The organism is Methanolobus sp. WCC5 (genome assembly GCF_045690325.1).
Lineage (GTDB): Archaea > Halobacteriota > Methanosarcinia > Methanosarcinales > Methanosarcinaceae > Methanolobus.
Genome location: NZ_CP146981.1, coordinates 238453 through 260990 on the forward strand (window position 1 = coordinate 238453; position 22538 = coordinate 260990).

Consider the following 22538-nt stretch of genomic DNA (forward strand, 5'->3'; position numbering starts at 1 on the left):
CAGGTGGGATTATGTCATCAGATAAAAAAAAGACCGGCGATTCCTCACAAGAGATGTCTTCTGATCTTATGAAAAAACTAAATGATGCTTTTTCATCTTACATTGATGGGGAAAATACAACAAAAGATATTGATGTTAGTTCTGAGAAGGATTCACTTCTTGAATTGATTCGCCTGGAACTTGCTGAAAAGAAGAGCAAGGATGAAGCTGAAAAGAAGATCAAGGATGAAGCTGAGCATTTAACTGACGGGCAGATGGTTTATCCGACCGAAGAGCCCAATGAAGCCGCTGAACCCTCATCTTTCATCATGGAAAAGGGGGATGACAATAATTCTGATATAGATCCTGAAGTTGCAGATGTTCTTTCCGGGGTCTTTGATGATGTCATATATCAATCAGTCGACATTGAGGTAGTGGAAAAGGACTCTCCTGCAGAAGTCGTGGAACAAGCAGATTATTCCGGGATTGTCTTTGATATACTGAAAAAAAATCAAAAAGTATCTGACCTTTCTTTTCCCGGTGACAGAAAAGCGGACCTGGCGGATATTACATTATCCGGTACTCAATTAACTGAAAAGGATGAGAAATTAGCAAATGAATTACAGGACGCTTCTGAATTGAAGGGGGTAAGAAAGACCGGTTTTGAAACAGGATCCGGACTTGCGAACAATCCCCTATCAGATGCCATGGCAGGATCAAAGTCCACCATTCCAAAGACTGCAAAGGTCATAAAAACTGCTGAGGCTATAAAAACTGCTGCTAATACTGTTTCCACAGACAATACAGATTCAGGGACGGACCTTCAGTTTTTAAAAGAGCATACTAAACAACCTGCTCAGGGCCATGCTGTCGAATCTAAAAGAATATCCAAAACCATTTCGCCCAGGTCATCTGATATTTCTGCTAAAATGTCATCTTTAGCTGCAGCCGGGGCAAAGGAAAGCCGGGTTTCAAAGCCACCCGCGATAGTTTCTCCTGAAAACATTGATGTTCCGGCAAAGATCGCTTTTCTGTATAATAAGGACCATACACTCCATGATCCTTCTTCTCTTTCCATTATAACCCATGAAAGACCGGAGAGGATTATCAAAGCTATGTGGTATCTGGAAAAGCACAGGGTTTTCACAGATGGCACATGCACTCTGATAGATAGATTTGACCATGCCTCTGAGGAGGCTCTTTTAAGGGTCCATGAAACATCATATGTCTCTTTCGTGCAATCCTATGCAAGTGCAGGGGGAGGTTTTTTAGGTGATAGCACTTATATGACCTCCGGCTCCTATGATGTTGCAAGGCTGGCAGCAGGTGCGGCTATCCGGGCAGGCGATCTGCTGATGGACCGTCAGTTCTCACATGCTTTTGTGCTGGCAAGGCCTCCGGGTCATCATGCAAGTTCACAGAAGTATGGAGGTTTCTGTCTGTTCAACAATGCAGCAATCCTGGCAAGACATCTGCAAAGCCGCAGGAATGTGGGCAGGATATTGATACTTGACTGGGATGCGCATGCAGGCGACGGTACAATGGAGATATTCTATGAAGATCCGACCGTCTTCTTCGTTTCCCTGCACAGGGACCCGCATACCTTTTATCCTCGCAGGGGATTTAGCACCCAGATAGGGGAAAATGCAGGCAGGGGCTATAACATGAACGTTGAAATGCCATCCGGTGCCGGTAATGATGAATATGCACTGGCCTTTGACGAGGTTGTCGTTCCACTGATCCGTCATTTCTCTCCGGAATTTATGATCATCAGTTGTGGTTTTGATGCTTATTATCAGGAAAAGAATGTAGGACTTGAACTTGATTCTCAGGGCTATCACCAGATGACATCAAAGATACGTGAAGTTTTTGGAGGGCCAATGGTGTTCATTATGGAGGGAGGCTATCATGATTTCAACGGACAGCTGTGCCACAGTGTACTTAGTTCTCTTCACGGGCGCCCCAACCCTGTTAATGATCATCAGGAGATCTCAAGCTACAGGCAGAACCAGAGGAAACAGGTGTTCTCAGAAACCCTTAAAAAGGTAGAGGAATCGAAAAAGAACAGTCCGGTGCTTTCTCTAAGGGTGTGATGATGGTAAAAGTTGGTATTACCTTTAATAAGAACCACTACCTGCATGATTCCCTGTTGAATGGTTATCCGTGTCCTGAAAATCCTTCCCGTTTAAACAAGATCCTTGAATATCTTGAGGGCAGCAATCTCTTAGATGGCATGGATTGTCGTATGTATGGTTCAGATCCTGCGCCTCTTGATGCTATTCTGCGTGTTCATACCCGGGAATATGTTGAATTTGTAAGGTCATGTACAAAGGACCCCCGTTTAAGTCCGGGTAAAGATGTCTATGTGTGTCCTTTGACATTTGAAGTAGTCCTGCAGGCGATTGGTTGTGTTCTCAATGCAGGGGACCTTGTGGCGACAGGTAAATGCACACATTCTTTTGCCCTGGTACGTCCGCCAGGTCATCATTCAGGTCCTGATAGATCAAGTGGTTTCTGCATTTTCAACAATTCAGGAATACTTGCCAGGCATTTCCTGGATCTTTACGGGCTTGAAAGAGTGGCAATAATCAATATTGATGCACATGCCTCTGATGGCACACATGCTGTATTTGAAGCGGACCACAAAGTGCTCTGTATATCCGTTCACCAGGACCAGTCGACTCTTTACCCATATAAGGGATTCATAAGGGAAATTGGTGTGAGGCCGGCACCGGGTTATTGTATCAACATGGAAATGCCACCGGAAGCCAGCAACCCGGAGTATGGGATATTCTATGATGAAGTAATGGAAAAAGTGCTAACAAAGTTTAATCCTCAGATAGTTATACTGGAATGTGGTTTTGATGCCTACTACAAGGAACCTCTGGCAAAACTTAACCTCACTGTTGATGGTTACTATAGGATAATATTTAAACTTGCAAGTAAATGGAAAGTTGTAACTTTGCTGGAAGGTGGCTATCACGATGATATTGGTTTGCTCGCATCCGTTGTTCTGCGTGCACTGGCAGGCATTGAAAATATAAAGGACAACGTCGATATTATCGATCTGCTTGCTTCCAGACATGCTAAAACCAGGAAAGATTTTAACAATAACCTGTCCCTTCTGAAAATGAGACTGGAACCATACTGGGGATTGTGGCCCCGTAATTAACCCCGTATTAAATGTGTAGTGATAGAATGTTCGAACTTGCAAAAACAGATGATGGTATTGCTTTCTGTAAACTTGAGCATGCCTTTGAGCTTGACAGGTTAAAGATCGGGGAATTCAGTTATTTCAGGAAATATCTTGGTATGGCCGACTATCTCTCAAATTTCAGAAGCTGGCTCAAAAGACCTAATGTAGCTTTAGTGCTGGCCATATCAGGTAACACGGTTGTTGGCTGGTCAATGAATGAAAGGTGGAGCTCTCCTTCCTCTGATGGGAAATCTGTATATGTATTGCGTGGTATCGAGGTATCTCCTCATCTTGCACGAAAAGGTGTTGGAAAGAATATGTTTTTCCTGATCTCTGATATACTCATGGGACATATTATTACAAAACCGGTAAACAGGACTGCCAAACTCTTCTTTGAATCCTTAGGCTTTGCAGAACCCGGAGCAGTTTCTCCGGTGAATCTAATTGATCACCCCGGTTATCTTATTCTGGAAGAGCAAAAAAAAGTATCCCTGTCATACGAAGGCGTTTCTTTACTGGATGAAAATATCAGGTCATGTAAAATAAAGATGTTTCCAAAAGAAATGTCTCTTGAAGCTGCTAAAAAGGATGCTTGTAAAGTATTACCTGATGAAAAAGCCGCAGGTGGTGAGGAAGGACCGGCTACTGCAATACCGGATGATGTACTCCCCCGTTTCACAGACAAACGGGCGGCCGACCTGAAGGAGCCTGTAACATTTGACGGGAAATTCATAGGTGATCAAAAAATGATGTCTCCATGTAAATGCGGTCATTTTCTTGTGCATAAATACCAGGTCACCGGTAAAAGGAAAGGAACAGCATTCATTTGTGCAAGCTGTAATTCTGAAAGGTACTTCCTGCCATCCAGGAAAAATAAATAAATAAATAAATAGATGTGCTGCATGTGCATATCTGTTTATGGATTTGCTTATGGACCCGTTTTTTGGTAATTTCTGGCAGATCGGTCTGCATAAATTCAGGGAAGACTCATCTGCATGATCCTTTTTTGGAGATTGTTGCTGAGGCCAGTCTTATGCACTGATGCTCTGCTTCCATAAGAGAATAAGTTATTATTTTTATTGTTCAACAGAAGACTATTAATATTGTCACTACAATATAAGTTATAATTATAATACTAGATATATAATTTATTCATGAGGGATCTTTTCATATGGCTCAAGAGCAGGGTATAGCAAAAGTAGATCTGACTTATATTTATAAAGCAGTGATGATGGGCACTTCTCTTTATTCTGATAACTGGGAGAAGGGTGTTCTATATCTTACCAATCTCAATCTATGGTTCTCAGAGGGTGGGGGATGGTTGACAATACCATTGAAAAACATTACTATGGTAGGAAGGGAGGTAACAGATTCCATTCGTATGAAGGCTCAGCGTACAATCGGGACTTCACATATACTTATGATCGATTATCTTCAGCCATCTACTGTGGTGGAAGGAGCAACGGCTTCTGCCACTGCATTACTTGCGGGTAATGAAGCAGTGATCAATACATTGAAGGCATATCTGCAACCAATGTGTGGCACGCCTCCGAAAAAGCAATCACTTTCTGATGTTGACAAGAAACTCCTTTACATGCTTTATACAGGTGTGAATGACCTGCAGAAACTGGTATTCTTCATAGGAGTTGACAATGACACACTGGCAAACAGTTTCAAGAGCCTCAGGGAGCAGAATATGTGTGATACCTCAGGAAAGCTTACAGAATATGGTCTCAAACAGATAAAGGAGATGATGTGAAATGAATCTGATAGATTTCAGGGGGGTATTATAATTGTCTGATCCAGGACTTCCTCCTTTCATGACCAATTCTGCCGGCGGTCCTCCGGCCATGTCAGACGGCAGCTTTGCACAGTCCATGGGTGCTTTTGGGGCACTGCTCAAATTACAGCAGAACATAAGTGAAAGGTTTCCAAAATCCAGGGTTCCCTGGAATGAGACCCGTAAATTCCTCAAAGCCAGTACCATAGAAACTATAAGATCCACATCACTTTATCGTTTTCACATGGACTTTTTCCGGGATATAGGACTTGGCAACATGCAATTGATCTCCTATGCACCAATGCATTATATTTATGCTGTTCCCAATAATCCGGTATGCAATTTCTACCCGGCACTTAACAATCAGAAAGTGTGTGTGGCCACAACCGATGCACTTCACAGGTTCTTCAGGGAGGAACTTGAACTTGAATGTTCGGTCGAAGAGATAGAATGTATTAAGAATGGCAATGAGGTATGCAAATTCAAAGTAGACCTGCAGCCGATATCTGCCTATCAGGTAATGCTGGATGAACATGATAAGATGATCCTCTCAGGTGTCAGGCCACCGGTTGATGATAATGAGCTCAGGGACAGGGTACGTGCATTGACTGTATACAAATTACTGGATAATGGCCGTTTATCAGAAATAGGTACTGCATATATGCAGTTTGCAGCTACTATGAAAGTCGAGGAAAAGATATTCGATCCTCCGTGGAAACTTAAAGAAGAACTTACTTCGATAGCTGCAACCCATAATACTTTTGGCGGTGCATTTGGTGAGATGGCAAAAAAAGTGCAGGTGGACCAAAAAGGAGGTTCAGTAACTCCGGAACCGGTTGTTTCGGAGGAAACAAAAAAACTGCAGGAAGAGGCTAAAAAGACAGATAGTTTTGCCGAACTTCTTGCAAAAATGAAAAAGAACCAGTAGGGATGTAAATGGCAGGGTATGAATCAGTTTCACTGGATGATCATCAGGATCATTTTATTGGTGAATATGTACGGGTGATCACAGGTAACTCACATTACAGGGGTGAGTGTGTAAAGATATACCAGGATAACAACAATGTACTTTTGAAGAACGTTGTTAAGAAAAACGAGACCGGCTGGATAGATGTCAGTGAATGTATGCTGATAATGGGTACTGCCATTGAATCCGTATATATCGAAAAGAGTTTTCCTTTCGACAGCCATGAGTCCCTTATACTATCTATTGAGGATGGTTCGGTTATCCCCGGGTCAGAATCCGGGTTCAGGGACCTGGCCAACATAGAGCAAACCGAGTTTAAGGAGGATATGTTATGAGCAGTGAGAAAAGGATTCCTACCGGGATTGCGGGTCTTGACAGGGTGATCGAAGGAGGTGTACGTGATAATACCACTATTCTTGTAGTTGGTTCCAGTGGTACGGGTAAATCCACTTTTGCTATGCAGTACCTGAACTATGGTCTTGAGCATGGGGAGAATGCACTCTATATCAGTATGGAAGAACCTCCCGAACAGATCCTGCGTGAAGCAAAGATGCTGGGTTTCAATCTTGATAAATACTATGAAAAAGAGCTTTTCTTTTTCCACTCCAAGGGCAAGGATTTCGTAAAGCTTGTCGATGAACAGCTCCCGGCGCTTGTGGAAGCAAACAAGAACTATTCCGTGAAGACCCGTGTTGTTATAGATCCCCTGACGCCTCTTATCTGGGCGGTGCAGGACAAACAGGAACAGCGTGAGATAATAACAAAGCTGTTCTACACTTTAAAACAGCTTGGTCCTGTTCTCATCACTACCGAAGAACATGCTGCACCAGGTGAGACCATCGGTGAGGATGTGCTTATACCTATATACATGTCCGATGGTGCTGTACACCTGACCTACAGGCCTATAGGGGGTGCTTTTAACAGGTCTCTTGAGATTATAAAGATGCGTGCCACAAGACATGGTGAGGAGGTCTATCCCTATATATTTGTCCGTGGTGTGGGCGTTGTTGTCAGGACCACTCCTCTTGTATCTGCTGAGGATATGCGCAAATATGACGATGTATTCGATAAAGCCATAAGGACTGCAGCAGACCTTGGAGCAAATGAGAGGATGCTTGAGCGTCTTGTTTATGTGAAGGAGAACTGGTCATATCCATTCTCTCCCAAAGAAACGCTGCAGATATTCTTCGAATCCCAGGGTCTTAATGATGCTGTTACCAAAGAACAACTTGAAAAAAGAAAAGAAGAAGAGGCAAGTTCTCCGCAAGAGTCACTGGATATACGGGAATTGACAGTTGAGGATCTGCAGGTAGATGAGGTTGATCTTACACAGGACGGTATATCCGGGAATGAGGATGGTCTCATCGAGATCGATAGTTTAAGCGAGCTGGAAGAATTGATCAAATGATCGATTGAGGTAGGTTGACGTGTCGGTTAAAAAAACAAAGGATGACCTTGAGGATGTTTCCCTTCTGAAGTTTGCTCTGGTGGCGCAGCTGAAAAGGACACACCAATCCAGTGATGTGGACGTACTTTTGTTTGCAGGTGCGGACGGCAAGATATATGCATCCTACATACCGGAAAGTATCGGACCTAAAATATTTGAGCTGACCAACCTTATCAGTCACAACCTGCTGCATGTTAGCCAGCAGCTTGCAATGGGACTGAGGCAATCTGTCATCGAATATGATTTTGGCACTGTCATCTTCTCTTCAGTTGGCCGTGGTGCCCTTTTGATCTCTCTTTTTACAGGGAAGGTCGATCTTTCAGAGAACATGGATAAGATAAGAATAGCAAAGAACGTGATACAGCATATATTCGAGCAGCGTCCGATGACAGCAGATCAACTGGCTACTTATCCCCCTGAAGTGGCGGATGAGTTGCGCGTACTGTCCAAGATAGTATTCAATGAAATGTACACGCAGTCATCTGAATATAAAAAGAACATGAAGATACTTGCCGACATCAAAGAAAAGATAACGGGTGTAATGGGCCGGGGTGAGGTTGAACAGGTGCTTGCCATGGCTTTCAATGAGATCGCCTCATCACCCAAGTGGATGACCGAAGACCTGTGGCCTTTGCTTGTTGAAATGATCATCAGGGATCAGATACGTCCTTTGCATGGGGATTATGTTGCAGATATCTGCGAAGCCGAATGGATCCCTGATATTAAACACAAACTTGAATCTTTCGTATAAGGTGATCTGCTATGGATGCTGAGATTTATACCCTGGATGTTAATGATCAGGAAGAAAGAGTCCATTTGGAAGAGAGGGCAATTAAAAAGGAAGATTCCTTGATAAGGCTTAGTGCAGGGACCCATGCCAAGCTTGCGGATGATCAGTTTGCAGCTCCTCTGGACAATGGGGACAATTTACACAGTAGCAACGAACCATGCTCAGATAACGTGAACTCTCAGTTTCTTGCAACCAAAGGGTCTATGGAGATTGCTGAAGATACAGAAGACACTGATCACCCTTCTGATCTTTCATATGATCCTATCCGGGATGTGGGTGAGGGTGTTCAATGCCAGCCGGATAGAGTGGCAAGCTATGATAGTGAACTGGAAGGAAGGTTATTGGCGTTTGAAGACCGGCTCAATGTAATCCAGTCCAGAATGACCGAGGTTCTTGATACCAATGAAGAACTTCTGTATTCTGTAAAGAAAGATATCCATGCTAGAGCAGATGAGAAAGAATTCAAGCAGCTCAAAAGGGATTTTGACCAGTTCTCCAAAAGGCTAAGACGTGTTGTGCAGGCAGAGGACTCCATAAATGCCGATTCTCTGGATGCAACAAAGGTTCCTCCGGATGTCCTTGAGATAACCTATGCAAAGACCCTAAATGATATTTATGGAGCCATGCTTGAGATATATGGTGACAGGGATTCCGCTGAGATGGTGGAGGATGCCAGGGACAGTGTGCGCCAGTTCAGTGCAGGTGTTGATTTTTTCCGTTTTGAGGACAATTCTTTTGTTGTCAGGGGACTATCAGATGCCATAGCCTCCAAAATAGTTTCTGTAAAACAGATTCATGGGACGTATGTCGAATTGTTCAAAATGCTTTTCCAGCATGTTCCCAATTATAATTCCCAGGATTTTCGCTCTTTTGTAGAAACAGGAAGCAGGGAATATACCATTGAAAAAGTGGTATCTCATGAAAGGTGTATTGATACGATTATTTCTGATATCGGTATATTTCGGGATGAACTTTCTCATATTACTGAAAATGTTAGTTTTATTGCTGAATTACAGAATAACGAGTTAGAAGAGATGGGCTCTAAATTCCAGGAGATCGATGATATCAGGGAACAGATGAAGAGCATTGCAAAGGCTGTCAATCTTCACACCAGGGCGATAAATAAGCTAAATAAGACTCTGACAGAGCTCAGGGAGCTGTCAGGTGCTGAACCTAAGACTTCAGAACTTGGTGAAGTTTGTGATATTACCAGATTCGAGGAAATGGTTGTTTCAAAAGCCAGCCGGGAAGAGATAATGGCCGTATCCGGTGAGATGGAAGCTTTCAAAGCCAGTGTTGAGGATATGCTAGCTTCAATACAGCAACAATTAGAAGAGAACATGCTTAATTCGCGCAAACCTGAGGGAATAGAGACTGAACTGGCTGAAATACAGGAAAACCTTCATGAATACACTATTGCAGAGGAGCCGCAGAAAAAAAGGTTTTCGGATATTCCTATAGAGGATGTCATTACCGGGCAGCTGGAAATCCTTGGTTCTGCGACCCTTAAACAGCTTGAGAAACAGATCAATGAGAACGGCCTTTCTATAGATTTTGAAAAGCTGTCCCTTGTGATGTCATACCTGGAACAGGAAAAAATTGTCAACGCTGTAAAAAAAGGGAGATACACATTCTATTCGGTAACCGGCCCAGAGGAAAATTAAGATATCAGATAACAGAAAAATGTTGATTGAAGGTTTGAACATATTGCACATGGCTGGGAACATCAGTTATGGTCTATTGGAAACAGCAGGATCAGTTGATGCTCTTGATATAGATATTGGGCAATCCGGTAATCTGGGCTTCAATTATTTCCACAATAAGTTCGGGATGCCCTATGACTTCCTGCTGAAAAGTTCTATCAGTTCTAATCATTCCCTTTTTGTTGCTGTTAAGGACAATTGCAAGCTCCTTGGTTTTGCCAGATTTGAAAAGATATCCGATGAAACTGAAAGGACGTATCGGGGAAAAACCAACATTGTGAATCATTCTGTTCACCTGCTAAGGAGTATAGAGGTTCATCCTTCTCACAGGCATGTGGGTATAGGGCGATTGTTGTTTGCCGTTTCTGTAAAATATTTGAGAACCAACGTGATAACCATGCCTGACAATCCGGGAGCTGCCCGGTTCTTTAAAGAAAAACTGAAATTCACAGGTTTAAACCCGGGTAACAATGGTCTCTCTTCCCGGTACAGGGACTACCTGATACTTCCTTATCCCCGTGCCCGTAACATGTTAAAGACAATGGCAGGCAATTATCCACGGATGGTCATGCCTGAACTTGTGGGCAGATATGAGGCACTGAAGTTCAGGTTCAATATGGGTAAGTCCATATCAGGAGAGGATCTAAATGAGTTTCGGATCCTTTTTGAGGATTCAAGGGATCTTCTGGATGATAAACTGATGTATGAAATGTATTCGTTCCTTGAAGAATTTGATGATTGATTTATGGATTCGGTTAAGTGTATGATGATTCAGGTGATATCTTGGCAAATTTAGATGTTCAGCGATTGCGTAAGGATTTATTAAAATACTATGGCAGATACAATGTATTGCCGGGCAATACCTATGAACTCTCAAATAATATGGATGCACAAGCGTGCGCTGCAGTAATAGATGATATTACAAGCCACCTGTTAAAGCCTGCAGAAAGGAACATACGCCTGGAATTGTCACAGATGTTCAAGGAATGTGAGAATCCCGAGATCCCTTATTTTGAGGTCGTAATGGATATCATGCAGTTCATGAACGAGTTTGTGGGAGATCCACATACTGTGGAGCTAATATTTGCCAGGGTCAATAATGAGGTTGCAAGAAAGAAGCTTGAGGTGGAAGATAAGGTCTATTATAAGAATGAAGAATGGACTGCGGAATTGGCCGAAGCTGCAATGCAAAAACTGAGGGATTCGGGCACTGAACGCGATTACCAGTTCATGATAGACCAGTTGACAGATGTTCTTTCCCATTTTACGAATGAGGATGGGATCAAGAATGTCCGTATGAGACTTAACAATATAATAAAGAATCACAGTCAGCATGAGCTCGGGTCACTGGACCTTCATCTTTGAGACTATATGTACTGATTTTCTTCGTTAACTAAGGGTCAAGCACTATCCCTTTGCTGTTGATGTGGAATCCATGTTTACCCATTATGTAACTGCTTCCTCTTTCCTTTAATATTTCCAGATATCTGTGGGGATCATCTGCATTTGTTTCCATATCAAGTGTGATCACAGTATCACACATATAAGGCCAGAGACTTGAATCCACGCTTGAAGCGGGTATCTCTCCGGTTGCTATGAGCAAAATGCCCTTATCGTCAAATTCATGGAAAAGATCCTGTACAAAAGCCCTTAATTCGCATTTATGCAGTGGTCTTTCATCAAATGTGCTCTCGATGTCCTCAAGGATGTTTATAGTATCAATGACAACTCTTGAAGGATTATCCTTGAGTATATTCTCATTGAGATATTCAAAAATGGCAAAATCTCCCTTTGCCATAACATCGGAGTTAATGGAGAGTATCTTTATTTTTTCTTTGACCAGCTGTTCATCGTAAAAAGAGAAGGACGATAATGATCGGGTGATCTTATCAACGGATTCTGAGAGTATTGAGATGTAAGCACATCGTTCTCCGTTCTTTGCGGCATTGAATATTGATTGCATGCACAGGCTTGTCTTGCCGGTCCCACATGAACCTGCAACAAGGATAGCTGATGGTTTTATAAACCCCCCCTGGAGAATATTATCAAGTTCTGTGATATAGGATGGGGTTCTCATTTTTTCTCTTTCCTTGTTTATGCTTTGATATTTTATAAGTTTGTCGAAAATCTAAAAAGATTAAAAAACTTATAGCCTATATTGTCAAATACGTTTAAGCAAGCTTATATATTATCAGTTCAATTAAATTGGATATAATATAGCAAATAACTTTCCTTAACGTTGATCATCATGTCCGAGCTGCATAACAATAATAGTATTTTGAAATATTTGAGCGATATGAACGAGCGTTTAAAATCACTGGAGTTACGTATAGCCGAACTTGAAGCGCATAATTCTCCCTCCATCAATGATAAAATGGCTGTTTTTCTCACGGTTCCGGACTCTATACGCAAATCTTTGTTTGCAGTATCAAGGCTGAATTCCTGTACTGCAGATGAAGTAAGTGAAATAACAGGACGACATCGCTCAATAGAGAACAAATACCTGAATGAGCTTTACAGGGCCGGATGGCTTGAAAGGGAAAGAGTGGGTAAAAAGATATATTATTCTTTAGGCAGAAAGGTCGATGAGAAAAATAACGAGTACTGGTCGGCTGTGGAAGAAGTTGAGAATAAACTTGATCAATTACTCGGGTGACTTATATGCTTCTAAGTTTTCATTCTTATAAGGGTGGTACCGGTAAAACCACATTTGTGGGAAATCTCGGTGTCATGCTTGCCGGGCAGGATAAGAAGGTATGTATCATAGATACTGATGTCAATGGTCCGGGTATACATTCTCTTTTTGATATACGCTACGATATGACATTAATTGATTTCCTGCAGGGTGTTTGCAAGGCAGATGAGGTTATTTACAGGCATGAGGATACAGGGGTCTATGTAGTACCTTCCAAAGCCTGTGAAGAAGATATCTCTGCAATGTTTGGCACTCCCGGTGAGGCAAAGGAAAAACTGCTGGACCTTATAAAAAAGATAAGGGAAAGTTATGGCATAGAACATTTCCTTTTTGATTGTAGCCCGGGTATTAATAAATCAAGCCTTCTGACTATGAACATAGTTGATAAGGCAACTATTGTGTCAACTATTGATATTCAGGATATAAGAGGAACCTATTTACTGTCAAACATGTCAGCCAGGCTTGGGACCCAGGCAGCTCTTCTGTTTAACAGGATTCCCCGGGATAAAAAGAATGATATCAGTGAAATTGTTTCTGATTTCAGTAATAAGCTTGGGACTGAACTCCTTGGGCTTATTTCCTATGATGAGTCGGTAGCAAAAACGTGGTCAAGGAAAATAGCTATGAAAGATGATCAGGACTGCGAATATTGTATCCAGGTCAAAAAGATAGCGGAAAAATTGCTCAAATAGGGGATATGGTGTTTAGGGCCTGGTCACATGTAGGTCCTGTATTCTTCAAGGCTTTGACCTACTATTCTGTCAAGCTCTTTTTTTTCCTCCGGCGTAAGGCTGAATATCTCTTTTAATTTATTCATGTCACTTTGCAGGCAGGGCTCAATATATAGGATTCCTTCTTTTATCTCATATCTTATGTCCAGCGGTTTTTTACCGCTTTTCTTTATTCTTTTATGTTGCAGGATGAACTCGTTTGTAAAATATGGCCTAGGACAGTCCCGTATTTCAGGCCTGGCATTTACCTGGTTTTCTATGGCTATCAGTGTACTTTCATGTTGCATACACTTACGGATCAGGACTGCAAGAAAATGAATATATGGTTTATTGTCTTTTTCTGTTTTAAGGGTGCTAAGGTCCTGCACGATGATAAGATGCCGGTTTTTGGAAAGCATTTTATCTATTTTTATCATTGTTCCTGTAAGGTTCCTGAAAAGATGCAAAGAAGTGATATCATCAGTGCTACAGTCAATGGTACTATGATCGTTAAGGCTTTCACATTCATTCCAGGTGATATGGATAACAGGTAAAGGTTCTTCATTTCTTATCTCTTTTATGAGCAGCTCCATAAAGGGTCTTATCTCGTTTTCTTCATTGTAAAAGAAAACAGAGCTAGTTTCATTAAGAATATCAAGAAACTCTGCATGTGTTCCATCTTGTGTATCTATGGTCATGTTCACCTTTGACGTATGGTTTTATTATTTGCAATGTATAATATTACTGTAATGGGTAGGATTTATATTTTTCTAATTTGTTGCCCGTTAAACTGTAAAGTTAAAATGTAAATATTCCTATCTTATTCTGTCTGATATTTTCCGGCAATATTTCTGCTCATGTTGTTTGTTTTTTGTTTTGTTCTCCGAAAAGGTTAATACCTATTGCAACAGATTCAATTCGAGGTGTTTTTGTATGTCAAAGTTCCATAAAAGAGACTCTGAACGTAAGGGCGAAAAGAAATACGAAGAACTGGATGCAAAACTTATACAGGATAACCTCGAAGACCTAAGGTCCCCGGATGGTGAGATCACAGATTGAGTGTAACTATCAATGTCGAAATGATCAATTCGGAACTTTCAAACAGACAGTTGAAGGTTCCGGATGGAACCACCTATGAAAATGTACTGGACATTCTTGGCATGAACCAGGAAACCGTCCTTATTTTAAAAGAAAAACAAGCTGTTCCTGTTGATGGAATAGCAGTGCCCGGCAATTTGACTATCATGTGTATTGCATCGCAAGGATAGATACTGGCCGGACACACTTAAAAACTTACATTCTTTTTGTAATATCTTTAAGCTTTGTAATGGCATCCATTGTTGTTTTTGTATCTTCTATGATCTTTTGCTCATAGTGTTTGATGATATCTTCAACAGGTGCTGAAAGCCTGTAGATCTTTGTTGGCCTTCCTTTTCCTACAGCTTTTTTGTTGTGGATATCGATCCAGTTCCTTTCGCGCATGTGCCTCATGGCAACGCTAACTTCCGGTTGTCTGAGGCCAGTACTCATTTCGATTTCCTGGGAGGATGCTTCTTCCACATTTGACAGATAAGTGAGCGTGGTTGCAACATTCCTTGACATCCCAAGGCTTTTCAGTGCCTCAATGAACTTATAGTCTGTGTCGTCAAGTATCTTTACTTCAAAGTCTTTCATAATAACCCCTTATTTTTAAGTTGTGCTCTAATGAGCTCTATTACATACTATGTCATTATTATATTTAAAGTTATATATGCGCAAAATTAAAGCAGTTAATAATTAATAATATGTGCTAAAAATGAAATAATTTTTCGAAATTGTGAATATATTATTCCGCAGGTCGATAATCGAATCAAAGAAATAGGATTCCTTTCCACAGAATATTTTATCCCGTATCTCCTTTCCAACTATATCATCACTTCCGGGTTTCATTCTCATTATTGTTGAACCCGGATATATCTGTTTGATATGCGAGAATCCATCGATATCCCCGTCTGTTATTCCTATTATCGGAATTCTTAATCTGTAAAGTATATCTGCCGCAATGTCGGTGGTATCGTCCCCGATAGTCACAGCGACCCCGGCGCCATCTGCCAGTTCGAAGGTTCTTTCAGCTTCATGATCGATAATAACAGCTTTTATTCTGTTTATGGGGCTTTGAATGCTATTTTTTTCAGACCCTGGTAATTGTTTCTGTTCCTGATCTATTATATTTTTGCGAACCGAAAAATTGTTTCCTCTAAGTGGTCCGCTTTTTACCCAGCAGTTACAAAGGTCGATGGGTATTCTCCTGTCATATCCATGAAGCTTTTCAAGTCCATGCACTTTTACCTTTGCACCCATGATGTCCCGGATGAAGCCCTCTTCACTTATTATACGGACATCTGAAGATCTTGCCACGCCAACAACTATGCCGTTGATCATTATTTTTTCTCCGGGATGTACTCCATATACATTTCTTATGACACGATGGCCCTGATCGTCTATGCTTATCGGGGTAACGATTTTCGGGATATCTGCTATTCCAAGTCCCAGGATATCTGCTATCTTTATTGCTATTGTCATGGATTGGGTATTCCATGGTATTATCTTTCCATCCGGCATTCCCGGTCTTTCGATATGGATAAGAGGTTTCAGGTTCCTGTCTGCAAGCCTGGAAACCACTATATTTGCAAAAAGAACTCCGTTATCAGTTGTTTTTCCATGGTTCAGAAGAATAGTTATATCTTTTGTCCTGAAAAATTCCTCTATGCACTGACTTGGTTTGAGACTTTTCCTTATGTCAATGACGTTCTCAAGATGTGCATCAAGGACAGCAGTCTTACCAATGGTACCTGCCATTATAGCCGAAACCTCTCCCAAGTCCTTAAGGGCATCAATAATTTTCTTAGCCATATGGGAGTCGACAACTTCCGGTCCGTGGACAACCAAACCTATTCTCATATCTCTGTCTTTTAGGATGTTGTCGCAATTATACTTTCCTGCCGATAAACTATTATTTTAACAGGCTTATCTCTGCTTTATGGGTGATATAAGGCTAACCTGGCTGGGCCATTCATGTTTCCAGCTAGATTCTGCAGGTATTACTGTGCTCATAGACCCCTTTATAACAGGCAATCCCGGGGCCCTGGTCAGGGTAGAGGACCTTAAGCCAGATGTCATTGCAGTAACACATGGCCACAGGGATCATCTGGGAGATGCTGTCAGCATAGCAAAAAGAACATCCTGTACGGTTATCTGTATCCACGAACTGTCCAGGTACCTGAAATCAAAAAGTGTGAATACCCTGGGTATGAATATCGGGGGCACGGTTGATTTTGAAGGTATACTTTTCACAATGACAGATGCAAGACATTCTTCTTCCATAGACGAAGCAGGCCAGGGTATTGACGGAGGAAGAGCTGCAGGTTTTGTTATAAAGGCAGGGGATGTTTCGGTCTATCATGCAGGCGATACCGGTCTTTTCGGGGATATGGAGCTTATATCCAGACTCTATCATCCTGATGTTGCTATTCTTCCGATAGGGGGAAGGTATACTATGGATGCACGTGATGCCGCACTTGCTGTTGGGATGTTACGCCCGAGAATTGCAATTCCTATGCATTACAATACTTTTGATGTGATCTCTCAGGATCCCAATATTTTTCTAACATATGTAAAAACAGTGTCTGACGCAGAAGTGATTATTATGGATGTAGGGCACCACATATTTTTATAACCAGGTAAATATGAAATATCGGACATTGTTTTCAAGTAGAACGGATAGGTTTATATTTCATTGTGCCGAACTAAGGTTAGGCAAAAGTCGAGTTACATTTATATTAGATAAATATCCCCTCTCGTTCTCGTCATACGGCTTTTGCCTGCACATAAATTAACAGTTGTTCCGCAGACTATTGTATATCAGTTGTTCTCCACAGGTACTGTTTGATGCTATAGACGGCTTGCAGATAAAATACAGGACCAAAAAAGGAAGATCAAAAAAGGAAGATCAAAAAACAAGGGCTTTAAAAGCCCTTAAGTCCGGGCTCTGTCGAAAACCCCTATTTTTTAAAGCATGCATCAAGGTGTTCCTTCGGAGTTGGTTTTGTTAAAAGGCTTACAACAATGGCAGTAATGAATGCCAGTGGTGTGGCCACAAGTATGGGGTCCACAACTGTCCAGGTTCCTGTCAGAATGGTATCAACACCAAACAGTGCCTTGCTTATACCCAGAGGTAATGCTTCTGCTTTGTGTACGAATGCGAGCCAGAACAGACTTGAAAATGTTCCTACAAGCAGACTGGCGATTGCGCCTTCTCTTGTCATGCGTTTCCAGAAAAGGGCTCCTGTATACATTGGCAAAAAAGCTGCTGCGCATAGCCCAAAGAAGATGGCAGTTGCCCTTGCAATGATGCTGATGGGGAGTATATATGCAAGTATGACACTGGCAAGGATGGTAACGGCAATTGCTACTTTTGTTATGTTAATTGTCTGGCCCAGATCTCCCCTTTTCAGGAACTCCCGATAGAAATCATGGCCTATCGATGTTCCCATTGTATGGAACTGGGAACTTAATGTGGACATGGCCGCTGCCAGCAGTGTCAGCATGAAAAGTATGACAAATGTTTCGGGCATGGCATCGTTGATAAAAGCGGGCATGATGAGATCTGTATTTCCTCCTGCAACCGCAACAGATATCATTTCTCTTGCCTGGTAGAAATAAACATTGGATAAAGCACCAACCGTAAAAGCAACTCCTGTCATCATGAGAATGAAAGGTCCGCCTACAAGTACGGCCCTGTTGAGGGCTGCATCGTTTCTGACTGTCATGAACCTGACGGCCAGCTGTGGTTGTGCAAGCACTCCTATCCCCACACCAAGCACAAGGGTTGAAACAAGGGTCCACCATATAGGTGATCCGAATACCGGCATAGATGTCCATCCCAGATGTCCCCCGGCAGCAAGACTTTCCGGCACCAGATCGTTCATGGCTGTAAGGGCTGAGTGGGCTGCGGTGATACCTCCCAGTTTGATATAGGTGAATGCCAGCAGGAATACCATCCCAATGAACATGAGACTGCCCTGCAGGGCATCGGTGTACATTACTGCAATGAGACCTCCCGTTATTACATATGCAGCCACGATAACGGTAAGGATAAGGACGGCGATATCATAATTTATGTTCAGGGTTGCTTCCAGGAAACGTGCACCTCCTATGAGGACGATTCCTGCATAGAGTGGCATGAAAATCCCAATGAGAGCTCCTGAGAACCCCTGGATGAATCTGGACTGGAAACGCCTTCCGAGTAGTTCGGGGAAGGTAACTGCACCAAGGTTAAGACCCAGGCGACGGGTTCTGGAACCAAAGAATACAAAAGCTATGAATATGCCTACTAAAATATTCATAAAAGCAAGCCAGAGCAGTCCCATTCCAAGGGCACCGGCAGCTCCTCCGAAACCGATGATGGCAGATGTACTGATGAAGGTGGCACCGTAAGATAATGCAAGTATATAAGGATGTATCTTTCTCCCTGCAACCATGTAATCTTCGGATTCTGTCGTTCTCTTATATCCTAACCAGCCAAGATAAAAGATCACCATCAGGTAGATCAGTATTATGACTCCAAGTACAGGTGTGCTTATCATGCTTCCACCTCCGGCTCATCAGAACCATCATTCCATTTTAGTGCACCGTAGATCATGCAACCGACTGCACTTATAATACAAAGTATATAGGCAAGCCATATTTGCGGGTCATCGATTCCGAGCATATTTTCCCTTCCTTTTATCCTATAATAATCATGTCAAATGTTAACATGTGATTTGTTAGCATGCCACTATATTTATAGTTTAGTAAATCTGCCGGATATCTGAGCCGGAAAAAGAGAAACAATAAAAAGCAATAAAAAAATATTACCAAAAGAGACAATTCTACTCTATTATCGTCTCTTTGGAAAGAATTTGGTATCTTTTTTCACTTCTATTATTTAAAGCACATCTCAATATGCTCTTTTGGTGCAGGTTTTGTCATTAGGCTTACCAGAACGGCAACGATTATCGATAGTGGTGTAGCCACAAGTATAGGATCGACCACGGTCCATGTACCTGTAAGGATAGTATCAACACCAAAGAGTGCTTTGCTTATTCCAAGGGCATTTGCTTCTTTTGCATGTACGAAAGTAAGCCAGAAGAGGCTGCTGAAGGTTCCCACCAGCAGACTGGCGATAGCTCCTTCTTTATTCATACGTTTCCAGAAGATCGCACCGGCATACATGGGAAGGAAAGCTGCCGCACAAAGTCCGAAGAAGATAGCGGTCGCTCTTGCAATTATTCCTGGCGGGAGTATGTATGCCAGAGCTACACTGACCAGGATGGTTGCTGCTATAGCTGCTTTTGTGATACTGATGGTTTTTGCTATCTTCCCTTTCATAATGTACTCACGGTAAAGATCATGCCCAAAGGCAGTACCCATGGTATGGAACTGAGAGCTCAGCGTCGACATGGCTGCTGCAAGGAGAGTAAGCAGGAAGAAGACAACGAAATAATCGGGCATTGCACTGTTAATGTACTCAGGCATGATCTTGTCGATATTCCCTCCGACAACATCAAAAGATATCATTCCTTTAGTATCAAGGAAATAGACATTGGACAATGCACCCACGATATATGCAACGCCTGCCATCATAAAAATAAAAGGCCCTCCGGAGAGAACTGCTCTTTTAAGTGATCGCGAGTTTTTCACGGTCATGAAACGTACTGCAAGCTGAGGTTGTGCAAGCACTCCTATCCCTACTCCAAGTATGATAGTAGATACAAGCGTCCACCACGTAGGTGAACCAAAGGCAGGCATCGATGTCCATCCGGTATGTCCGGCTGCAGCTAGATTCTCAGGGACGAGATGAGCCATGTTTGTGAGCGCCTGGTGTGCTTCGACAACACCGCCAAGTTTTACGTATGTTATTACAAGCAATATGCTCATCCCTATGAACATAAGTGCCCCCTGCAGGGCATCTGTGTACATGATAGCGATCAATCCGCCTGTTATGACATAAGCGGCGACTATTACGGCAAGAATAAGTACTGCAATGTTATATTCGACTCCGAGTGCGGTTTCCATGAAACGCGCTCCTCCTATCAGTACTCCACCTGCATAAAGCGGCATAAAGACCGTGATCAAAGCACCTGAAAATCCCTGGATGAATCTGGACTGGAATCTTCTTCCCAGAAGCTCGGGGAATGTAACTGCCTTCAGGTTTGAACCCATGCGTCTTGTCCTTGAACCAAATATTACAAAAGCTATGAATATACCAACAAAAATGTTCATAAATACAAGCCACAACACGCCCATGCCGAAAGCTCCTGCATAACCTCCGAAGCCGATTATTGCCGCTGTGCTGATAAATGTTGCACCATAAGAGAATGCAAGCACAAAAGGATTGACCTTCCTTCCGGCAAGCATGTAATCATCCATGTCTTTTGTCTTTTTATAGCCAACCCATCCCAGGTAAAAAACCACCATCAGGTAAATAAGAACGGCCATTCCGAGAATAGGAGTACTGACAGCCATCAGTTATCCTCCTCGTCATCATTCCAGTGTACAATTCCATAGATCATACATCCGATTGCACTTAAAAAGCACAATATGTAAGCAATCCATATTTGAGGATCATCGATTCCAAGCATTTTGCATCTCCTTTAATTCCTGAAAATAATAATGTCATCTGTTAACACGGCACGTACTTTAACTTTTCGATATTATGCAGGAATTGATGAATTCTTTTTTCTGGCAAAAGCTATAAATAAAAAAGATTCATAGTACACTTTGTGTTACAACATATGTAATTTGTAACACCAGGTGCAATGCAAAGAGTATTATCCGGCAGTTTACCTCAAAAGGACTCAGGACCTTATATTGCACTTCTGTTCGATAGCGGGTGTAGTACCACCCGCTCCTCCCTTGTTCTTATCACTTCAATCCTGCACGCACAAGGACCGCCCTGCTTATCTGTTCGGTCTGTGCTGAAAAACCTGCACTTTCAAAAAGATCGACCCAATTCTGTATACCTCTTTCGGTTCCGTGATGATGGTCCAGGGGCTCCACAGCCAGCACTTTTCCTCCTGCCCCAAGCACTCTTTTTATTTCTGCAAGTGCTCCTGGTATGTCTTCAAGATGGTGGAGCATAAAGAAACAGGTCACAGTTTCAAAGTCTGCGTCTGCAAACGGAAGTTCATATACACTGGCAGCCTTGAAGGACAGATTTTCAATATTATAAGCAACTGCATTCAAACGGCACTGTTTCATTGTATCTTCAAGGAGATCTATTCCAGTGACCTTTGATTCCGGATTCATTCTTGCCATTTTCAAAGTAATACTGCCAATCCCGCATCCCACATCAAGTATAGTCTTACCTCTTGCCTCGGGCAGTGCAACTTCCAGTGTCTTCCTTTTAAGTATTTCCATCTCTGCATCAGGGAAGTCTGCATCCTGTTTGTCAAATGAGGTGTAGGGAACTATACCGTAAACAGGTGCATCTCTCCGGGCAAAAAGGCCTTTGAAATATATCCTGCCTTTATCTGCTTTAATAAGTTCTGCAACCGAAATCCCGGCATCTCTGCAAAAGCGTTTGTTCCATTCGTCCCTCTTCTGCGGAAACTCCATTCCCAGTGGTTCATGGATGATCATGTAATGGGAATACTCATCAAATAAAAAATCCTCTGATCCTGCCTGATCTAATTCTACGATACTTACGCTCTCTTTCCATAGCGCAAGCAGCTGCATTGTCTTTTCATTTGCAAAATTAGAGACCTTTCCAATGGGTTTGAGTGACATAGGCTCACATAGTCACTTTTAAGATATACTTTTAGTGGTTTGCAGGATATTTTCTTCTTAGTGAATGAACAAATAAGCCATCTTTGTGTATTGACTTGCACATTTAGGGTAGTACAAAACCACAAAACATATATAATATTTCAATATAATTTGAAATATCCGGGTATTATCCTGCATTTCAGGCTTGCACAGCTTTCACAGGTAATGTTGGGTTCCATTAAGTATCTAACGTTTTATAATACAGGATAATTGGTTTATCTCAATAAAGGATGCATCAGAATGGTATTGGTTGCAGTTTATGAAAACAAATGCACAGGTTGTGGCCTTTGCGTGGACGCATGCCCCAACGATATACTTGAACTTATAAGCGATGTTTGTGTCCCTGTGAGGATGGGATCCTGTAAATATTGTATGGACTGCGTGGCAGCATGTGAATTTAGTGCCATTAAAGTATTCATTTGAT

The 22538-nt window shown here is 42.1% G+C and carries 26 protein-coding genes; 17 read left to right on the forward strand and 9 right to left on the reverse strand.

Annotated elements, in window-relative coordinates:
- Positions 1 to 11: 11 nt before the first annotated feature.
- From V7O64_RS01195 to V7O64_RS01245, 11 genes are all read left to right on the forward strand, one after another.
- Positions 12 to 2072, forward strand: coding sequence for a histone deacetylase (locus V7O64_RS01195; RefSeq protein ID WP_407356212.1), 2061 nt, complete (start codon positions 12 to 14; stop codon positions 2070 to 2072).
- A complete protein-coding gene (locus V7O64_RS01200; protein ID WP_407356213.1) occupies positions 2072 to 3151 on the forward strand; it encodes a histone deacetylase in 1080 nt (359 codons plus the stop codon). The genes V7O64_RS01195 and V7O64_RS01200 overlap by 1 nt, the downstream gene beginning before the upstream one ends.
- 26 nt (positions 3152 to 3177) lie before the next feature.
- On the forward strand, positions 3178 to 4056 hold the full coding sequence (locus tag V7O64_RS01205; protein ID WP_407356214.1) for a GNAT family N-acetyltransferase: 879 nt from the start codon (positions 3178 to 3180) through the stop codon (positions 4054 to 4056).
- A 290-nt stretch (positions 4057 to 4346) separates the two neighbouring features.
- Complete coding sequence (locus V7O64_RS01210) at positions 4347 to 4934, forward strand: hypothetical protein (RefSeq protein ID WP_407356215.1); 588 nt, start codon at positions 4347 to 4349, stop codon at positions 4932 to 4934.
- A gap of 34 nt (positions 4935 to 4968) precedes the next feature.
- A complete protein-coding gene (locus V7O64_RS01215) occupies positions 4969 to 5883 on the forward strand; it encodes a hypothetical protein (protein ID WP_407356216.1) in 915 nt (304 codons plus the stop codon).
- Between the two features lie 8 nt (positions 5884 to 5891).
- Positions 5892 to 6257 carry a hypothetical protein gene (locus V7O64_RS01220; RefSeq protein WP_407356217.1) on the forward strand — a complete coding sequence of 122 codons (366 nt, stop codon included), beginning with the start codon at positions 5892 to 5894 and terminating at the stop codon, positions 6255 to 6257.
- Complete coding sequence (locus V7O64_RS01225; protein WP_407356218.1) at positions 6254 to 7330, forward strand: RAD55 family ATPase; 1077 nt, start codon at positions 6254 to 6256, stop codon at positions 7328 to 7330. The genes V7O64_RS01220 and V7O64_RS01225 overlap by 4 nt, the downstream gene beginning before the upstream one ends.
- Positions 7331 to 7349: 19 nt before the next feature.
- A complete protein-coding gene (locus V7O64_RS01230; RefSeq protein ID WP_407356219.1) occupies positions 7350 to 8120 on the forward strand; it encodes a hypothetical protein in 771 nt (256 codons plus the stop codon).
- An 11-nt stretch (positions 8121 to 8131) separates the two neighbouring features.
- Complete coding sequence (locus V7O64_RS01235; RefSeq protein WP_407356220.1) at positions 8132 to 9823, forward strand: hypothetical protein; 1692 nt, start codon at positions 8132 to 8134, stop codon at positions 9821 to 9823.
- 49 nt (positions 9824 to 9872) lie between these two features.
- Positions 9873 to 10604 carry a GNAT family N-acetyltransferase gene (locus V7O64_RS01240; RefSeq protein ID WP_407356221.1) on the forward strand — a complete coding sequence of 244 codons (732 nt, stop codon included), beginning with the start codon at positions 9873 to 9875 and terminating at the stop codon, positions 10602 to 10604.
- A 41-nt stretch (positions 10605 to 10645) separates the two neighbouring features.
- Positions 10646 to 11227, forward strand: coding sequence for a hypothetical protein (locus tag V7O64_RS01245; protein ID WP_407356222.1), 582 nt, complete (start codon positions 10646 to 10648; stop codon positions 11225 to 11227).
- 28 nt (positions 11228 to 11255) lie between these two features.
- Here the strand turns inward: V7O64_RS01245 and V7O64_RS01250 are convergent, their stop codons facing one another.
- A complete protein-coding gene (locus V7O64_RS01250) occupies positions 11256 to 11939 on the reverse strand; it encodes an RAD55 family ATPase (RefSeq protein WP_407356223.1) in 684 nt (227 codons plus the stop codon).
- A gap of 219 nt (positions 11940 to 12158) precedes the next feature.
- On the opposite strand from V7O64_RS01250, the gene V7O64_RS01255 reads away from it, so the two are divergent.
- Positions 12159 to 12518, forward strand: a complete 360-nt coding sequence (locus V7O64_RS01255; protein WP_407356224.1) for a hypothetical protein — start codon at positions 12159 to 12161, stop codon at positions 12516 to 12518.
- A gap of 5 nt (positions 12519 to 12523) precedes the next feature.
- Entirely contained in the window at positions 12524 to 13249 is a 726-nt protein-coding gene (locus V7O64_RS01260) for a MinD/ParA family protein (RefSeq protein WP_407356225.1), read from the forward strand.
- Between the two features lie 23 nt (positions 13250 to 13272).
- Here V7O64_RS01260 and V7O64_RS01265 read toward each other — a convergent pair whose 3' ends face one another.
- A complete protein-coding gene (locus V7O64_RS01265) occupies positions 13273 to 13965 on the reverse strand; it encodes a hypothetical protein (RefSeq protein WP_407356226.1) in 693 nt (230 codons plus the stop codon).
- Between the two features lie 235 nt (positions 13966 to 14200).
- Here V7O64_RS01265 and V7O64_RS01270 point away from each other — a divergent pair, with 235 nt between their 5' ends.
- Together V7O64_RS01270 and V7O64_RS01275 are read left to right on the forward strand one after the other, a co-directional pair.
- Positions 14201 to 14326 carry a hypothetical protein gene (locus tag V7O64_RS01270; RefSeq protein WP_407356227.1) on the forward strand — a complete coding sequence of 42 codons (126 nt, stop codon included), beginning with the start codon at positions 14201 to 14203 and terminating at the stop codon, positions 14324 to 14326.
- The gene (locus V7O64_RS01275) at positions 14323 to 14535 is read left to right on the forward strand and encodes a hypothetical protein (protein ID WP_407356228.1); all 213 of its coding nucleotides are present in this window, start codon (positions 14323 to 14325) and stop codon (positions 14533 to 14535) included. The genes V7O64_RS01270 and V7O64_RS01275 overlap by 4 nt, the downstream gene beginning before the upstream one ends.
- Positions 14536 to 14560: 25 nt before the next feature.
- Here V7O64_RS01275 and V7O64_RS01280 read toward each other — a convergent pair whose 3' ends face one another.
- Positions 14561 to 14941, reverse strand: coding sequence for a transcriptional regulator (locus tag V7O64_RS01280; protein WP_023843847.1), 381 nt, complete (start codon positions 14939 to 14941; stop codon positions 14561 to 14563).
- A 102-nt stretch (positions 14942 to 15043) separates the two neighbouring features.
- Complete coding sequence (locus V7O64_RS01285; RefSeq protein ID WP_407356229.1) at positions 15044 to 16207, reverse strand: DUF2117 family protein; 1164 nt, start codon at positions 16205 to 16207, stop codon at positions 15044 to 15046.
- A gap of 79 nt (positions 16208 to 16286) precedes the next feature.
- Here V7O64_RS01285 and V7O64_RS01290 point away from each other — a divergent pair, with 79 nt between their 5' ends.
- A complete protein-coding gene (locus tag V7O64_RS01290; protein WP_407356230.1) occupies positions 16287 to 16982 on the forward strand; it encodes a metal-dependent hydrolase in 696 nt (231 codons plus the stop codon).
- A gap of 325 nt (positions 16983 to 17307) precedes the next feature.
- Here V7O64_RS01290 and V7O64_RS01295 read toward each other — a convergent pair whose 3' ends face one another.
- From V7O64_RS01295 to V7O64_RS01315, 5 genes are all read right to left on the reverse strand, one after another.
- Complete coding sequence (locus tag V7O64_RS01295) at positions 17308 to 18891, reverse strand: sodium:solute symporter (protein ID WP_407356231.1); 1584 nt, start codon at positions 18889 to 18891, stop codon at positions 17308 to 17310.
- Complete coding sequence (locus V7O64_RS01300; RefSeq protein WP_407356232.1) at positions 18888 to 19016, reverse strand: symporter small accessory protein; 129 nt, start codon at positions 19014 to 19016, stop codon at positions 18888 to 18890. The genes V7O64_RS01295 and V7O64_RS01300 overlap by 4 nt, the downstream gene beginning before the upstream one ends.
- A 212-nt stretch (positions 19017 to 19228) precedes the next feature.
- Positions 19229 to 20812: a sodium:solute symporter gene (locus tag V7O64_RS01305; RefSeq protein ID WP_407356233.1), complete on the reverse strand. Its 1584-nt coding sequence runs from the start codon at positions 20810 to 20812 to the stop codon at positions 19229 to 19231.
- Positions 20812 to 20928 carry a symporter small accessory protein gene (locus V7O64_RS01310; RefSeq protein WP_407356234.1) on the reverse strand — a complete coding sequence of 39 codons (117 nt, stop codon included), beginning with the start codon at positions 20926 to 20928 and terminating at the stop codon, positions 20812 to 20814. Before V7O64_RS01310 ends, V7O64_RS01305 begins: the two co-directional genes overlap by 1 nt.
- 283 nt (positions 20929 to 21211) lie before the next feature.
- A complete protein-coding gene (locus tag V7O64_RS01315; RefSeq protein ID WP_407356235.1) occupies positions 21212 to 22075 on the reverse strand; it encodes a class I SAM-dependent methyltransferase in 864 nt (287 codons plus the stop codon).
- A 279-nt stretch (positions 22076 to 22354) separates the two neighbouring features.
- On the opposite strand from V7O64_RS01315, the gene V7O64_RS01320 reads away from it, so the two are divergent.
- Complete coding sequence (locus V7O64_RS01320; protein ID WP_407356236.1) at positions 22355 to 22537, forward strand: 4Fe-4S binding protein; 183 nt, start codon at positions 22355 to 22357, stop codon at positions 22535 to 22537.
- The last annotated feature ends 1 nt before the right edge of the window (position 22538 follow it).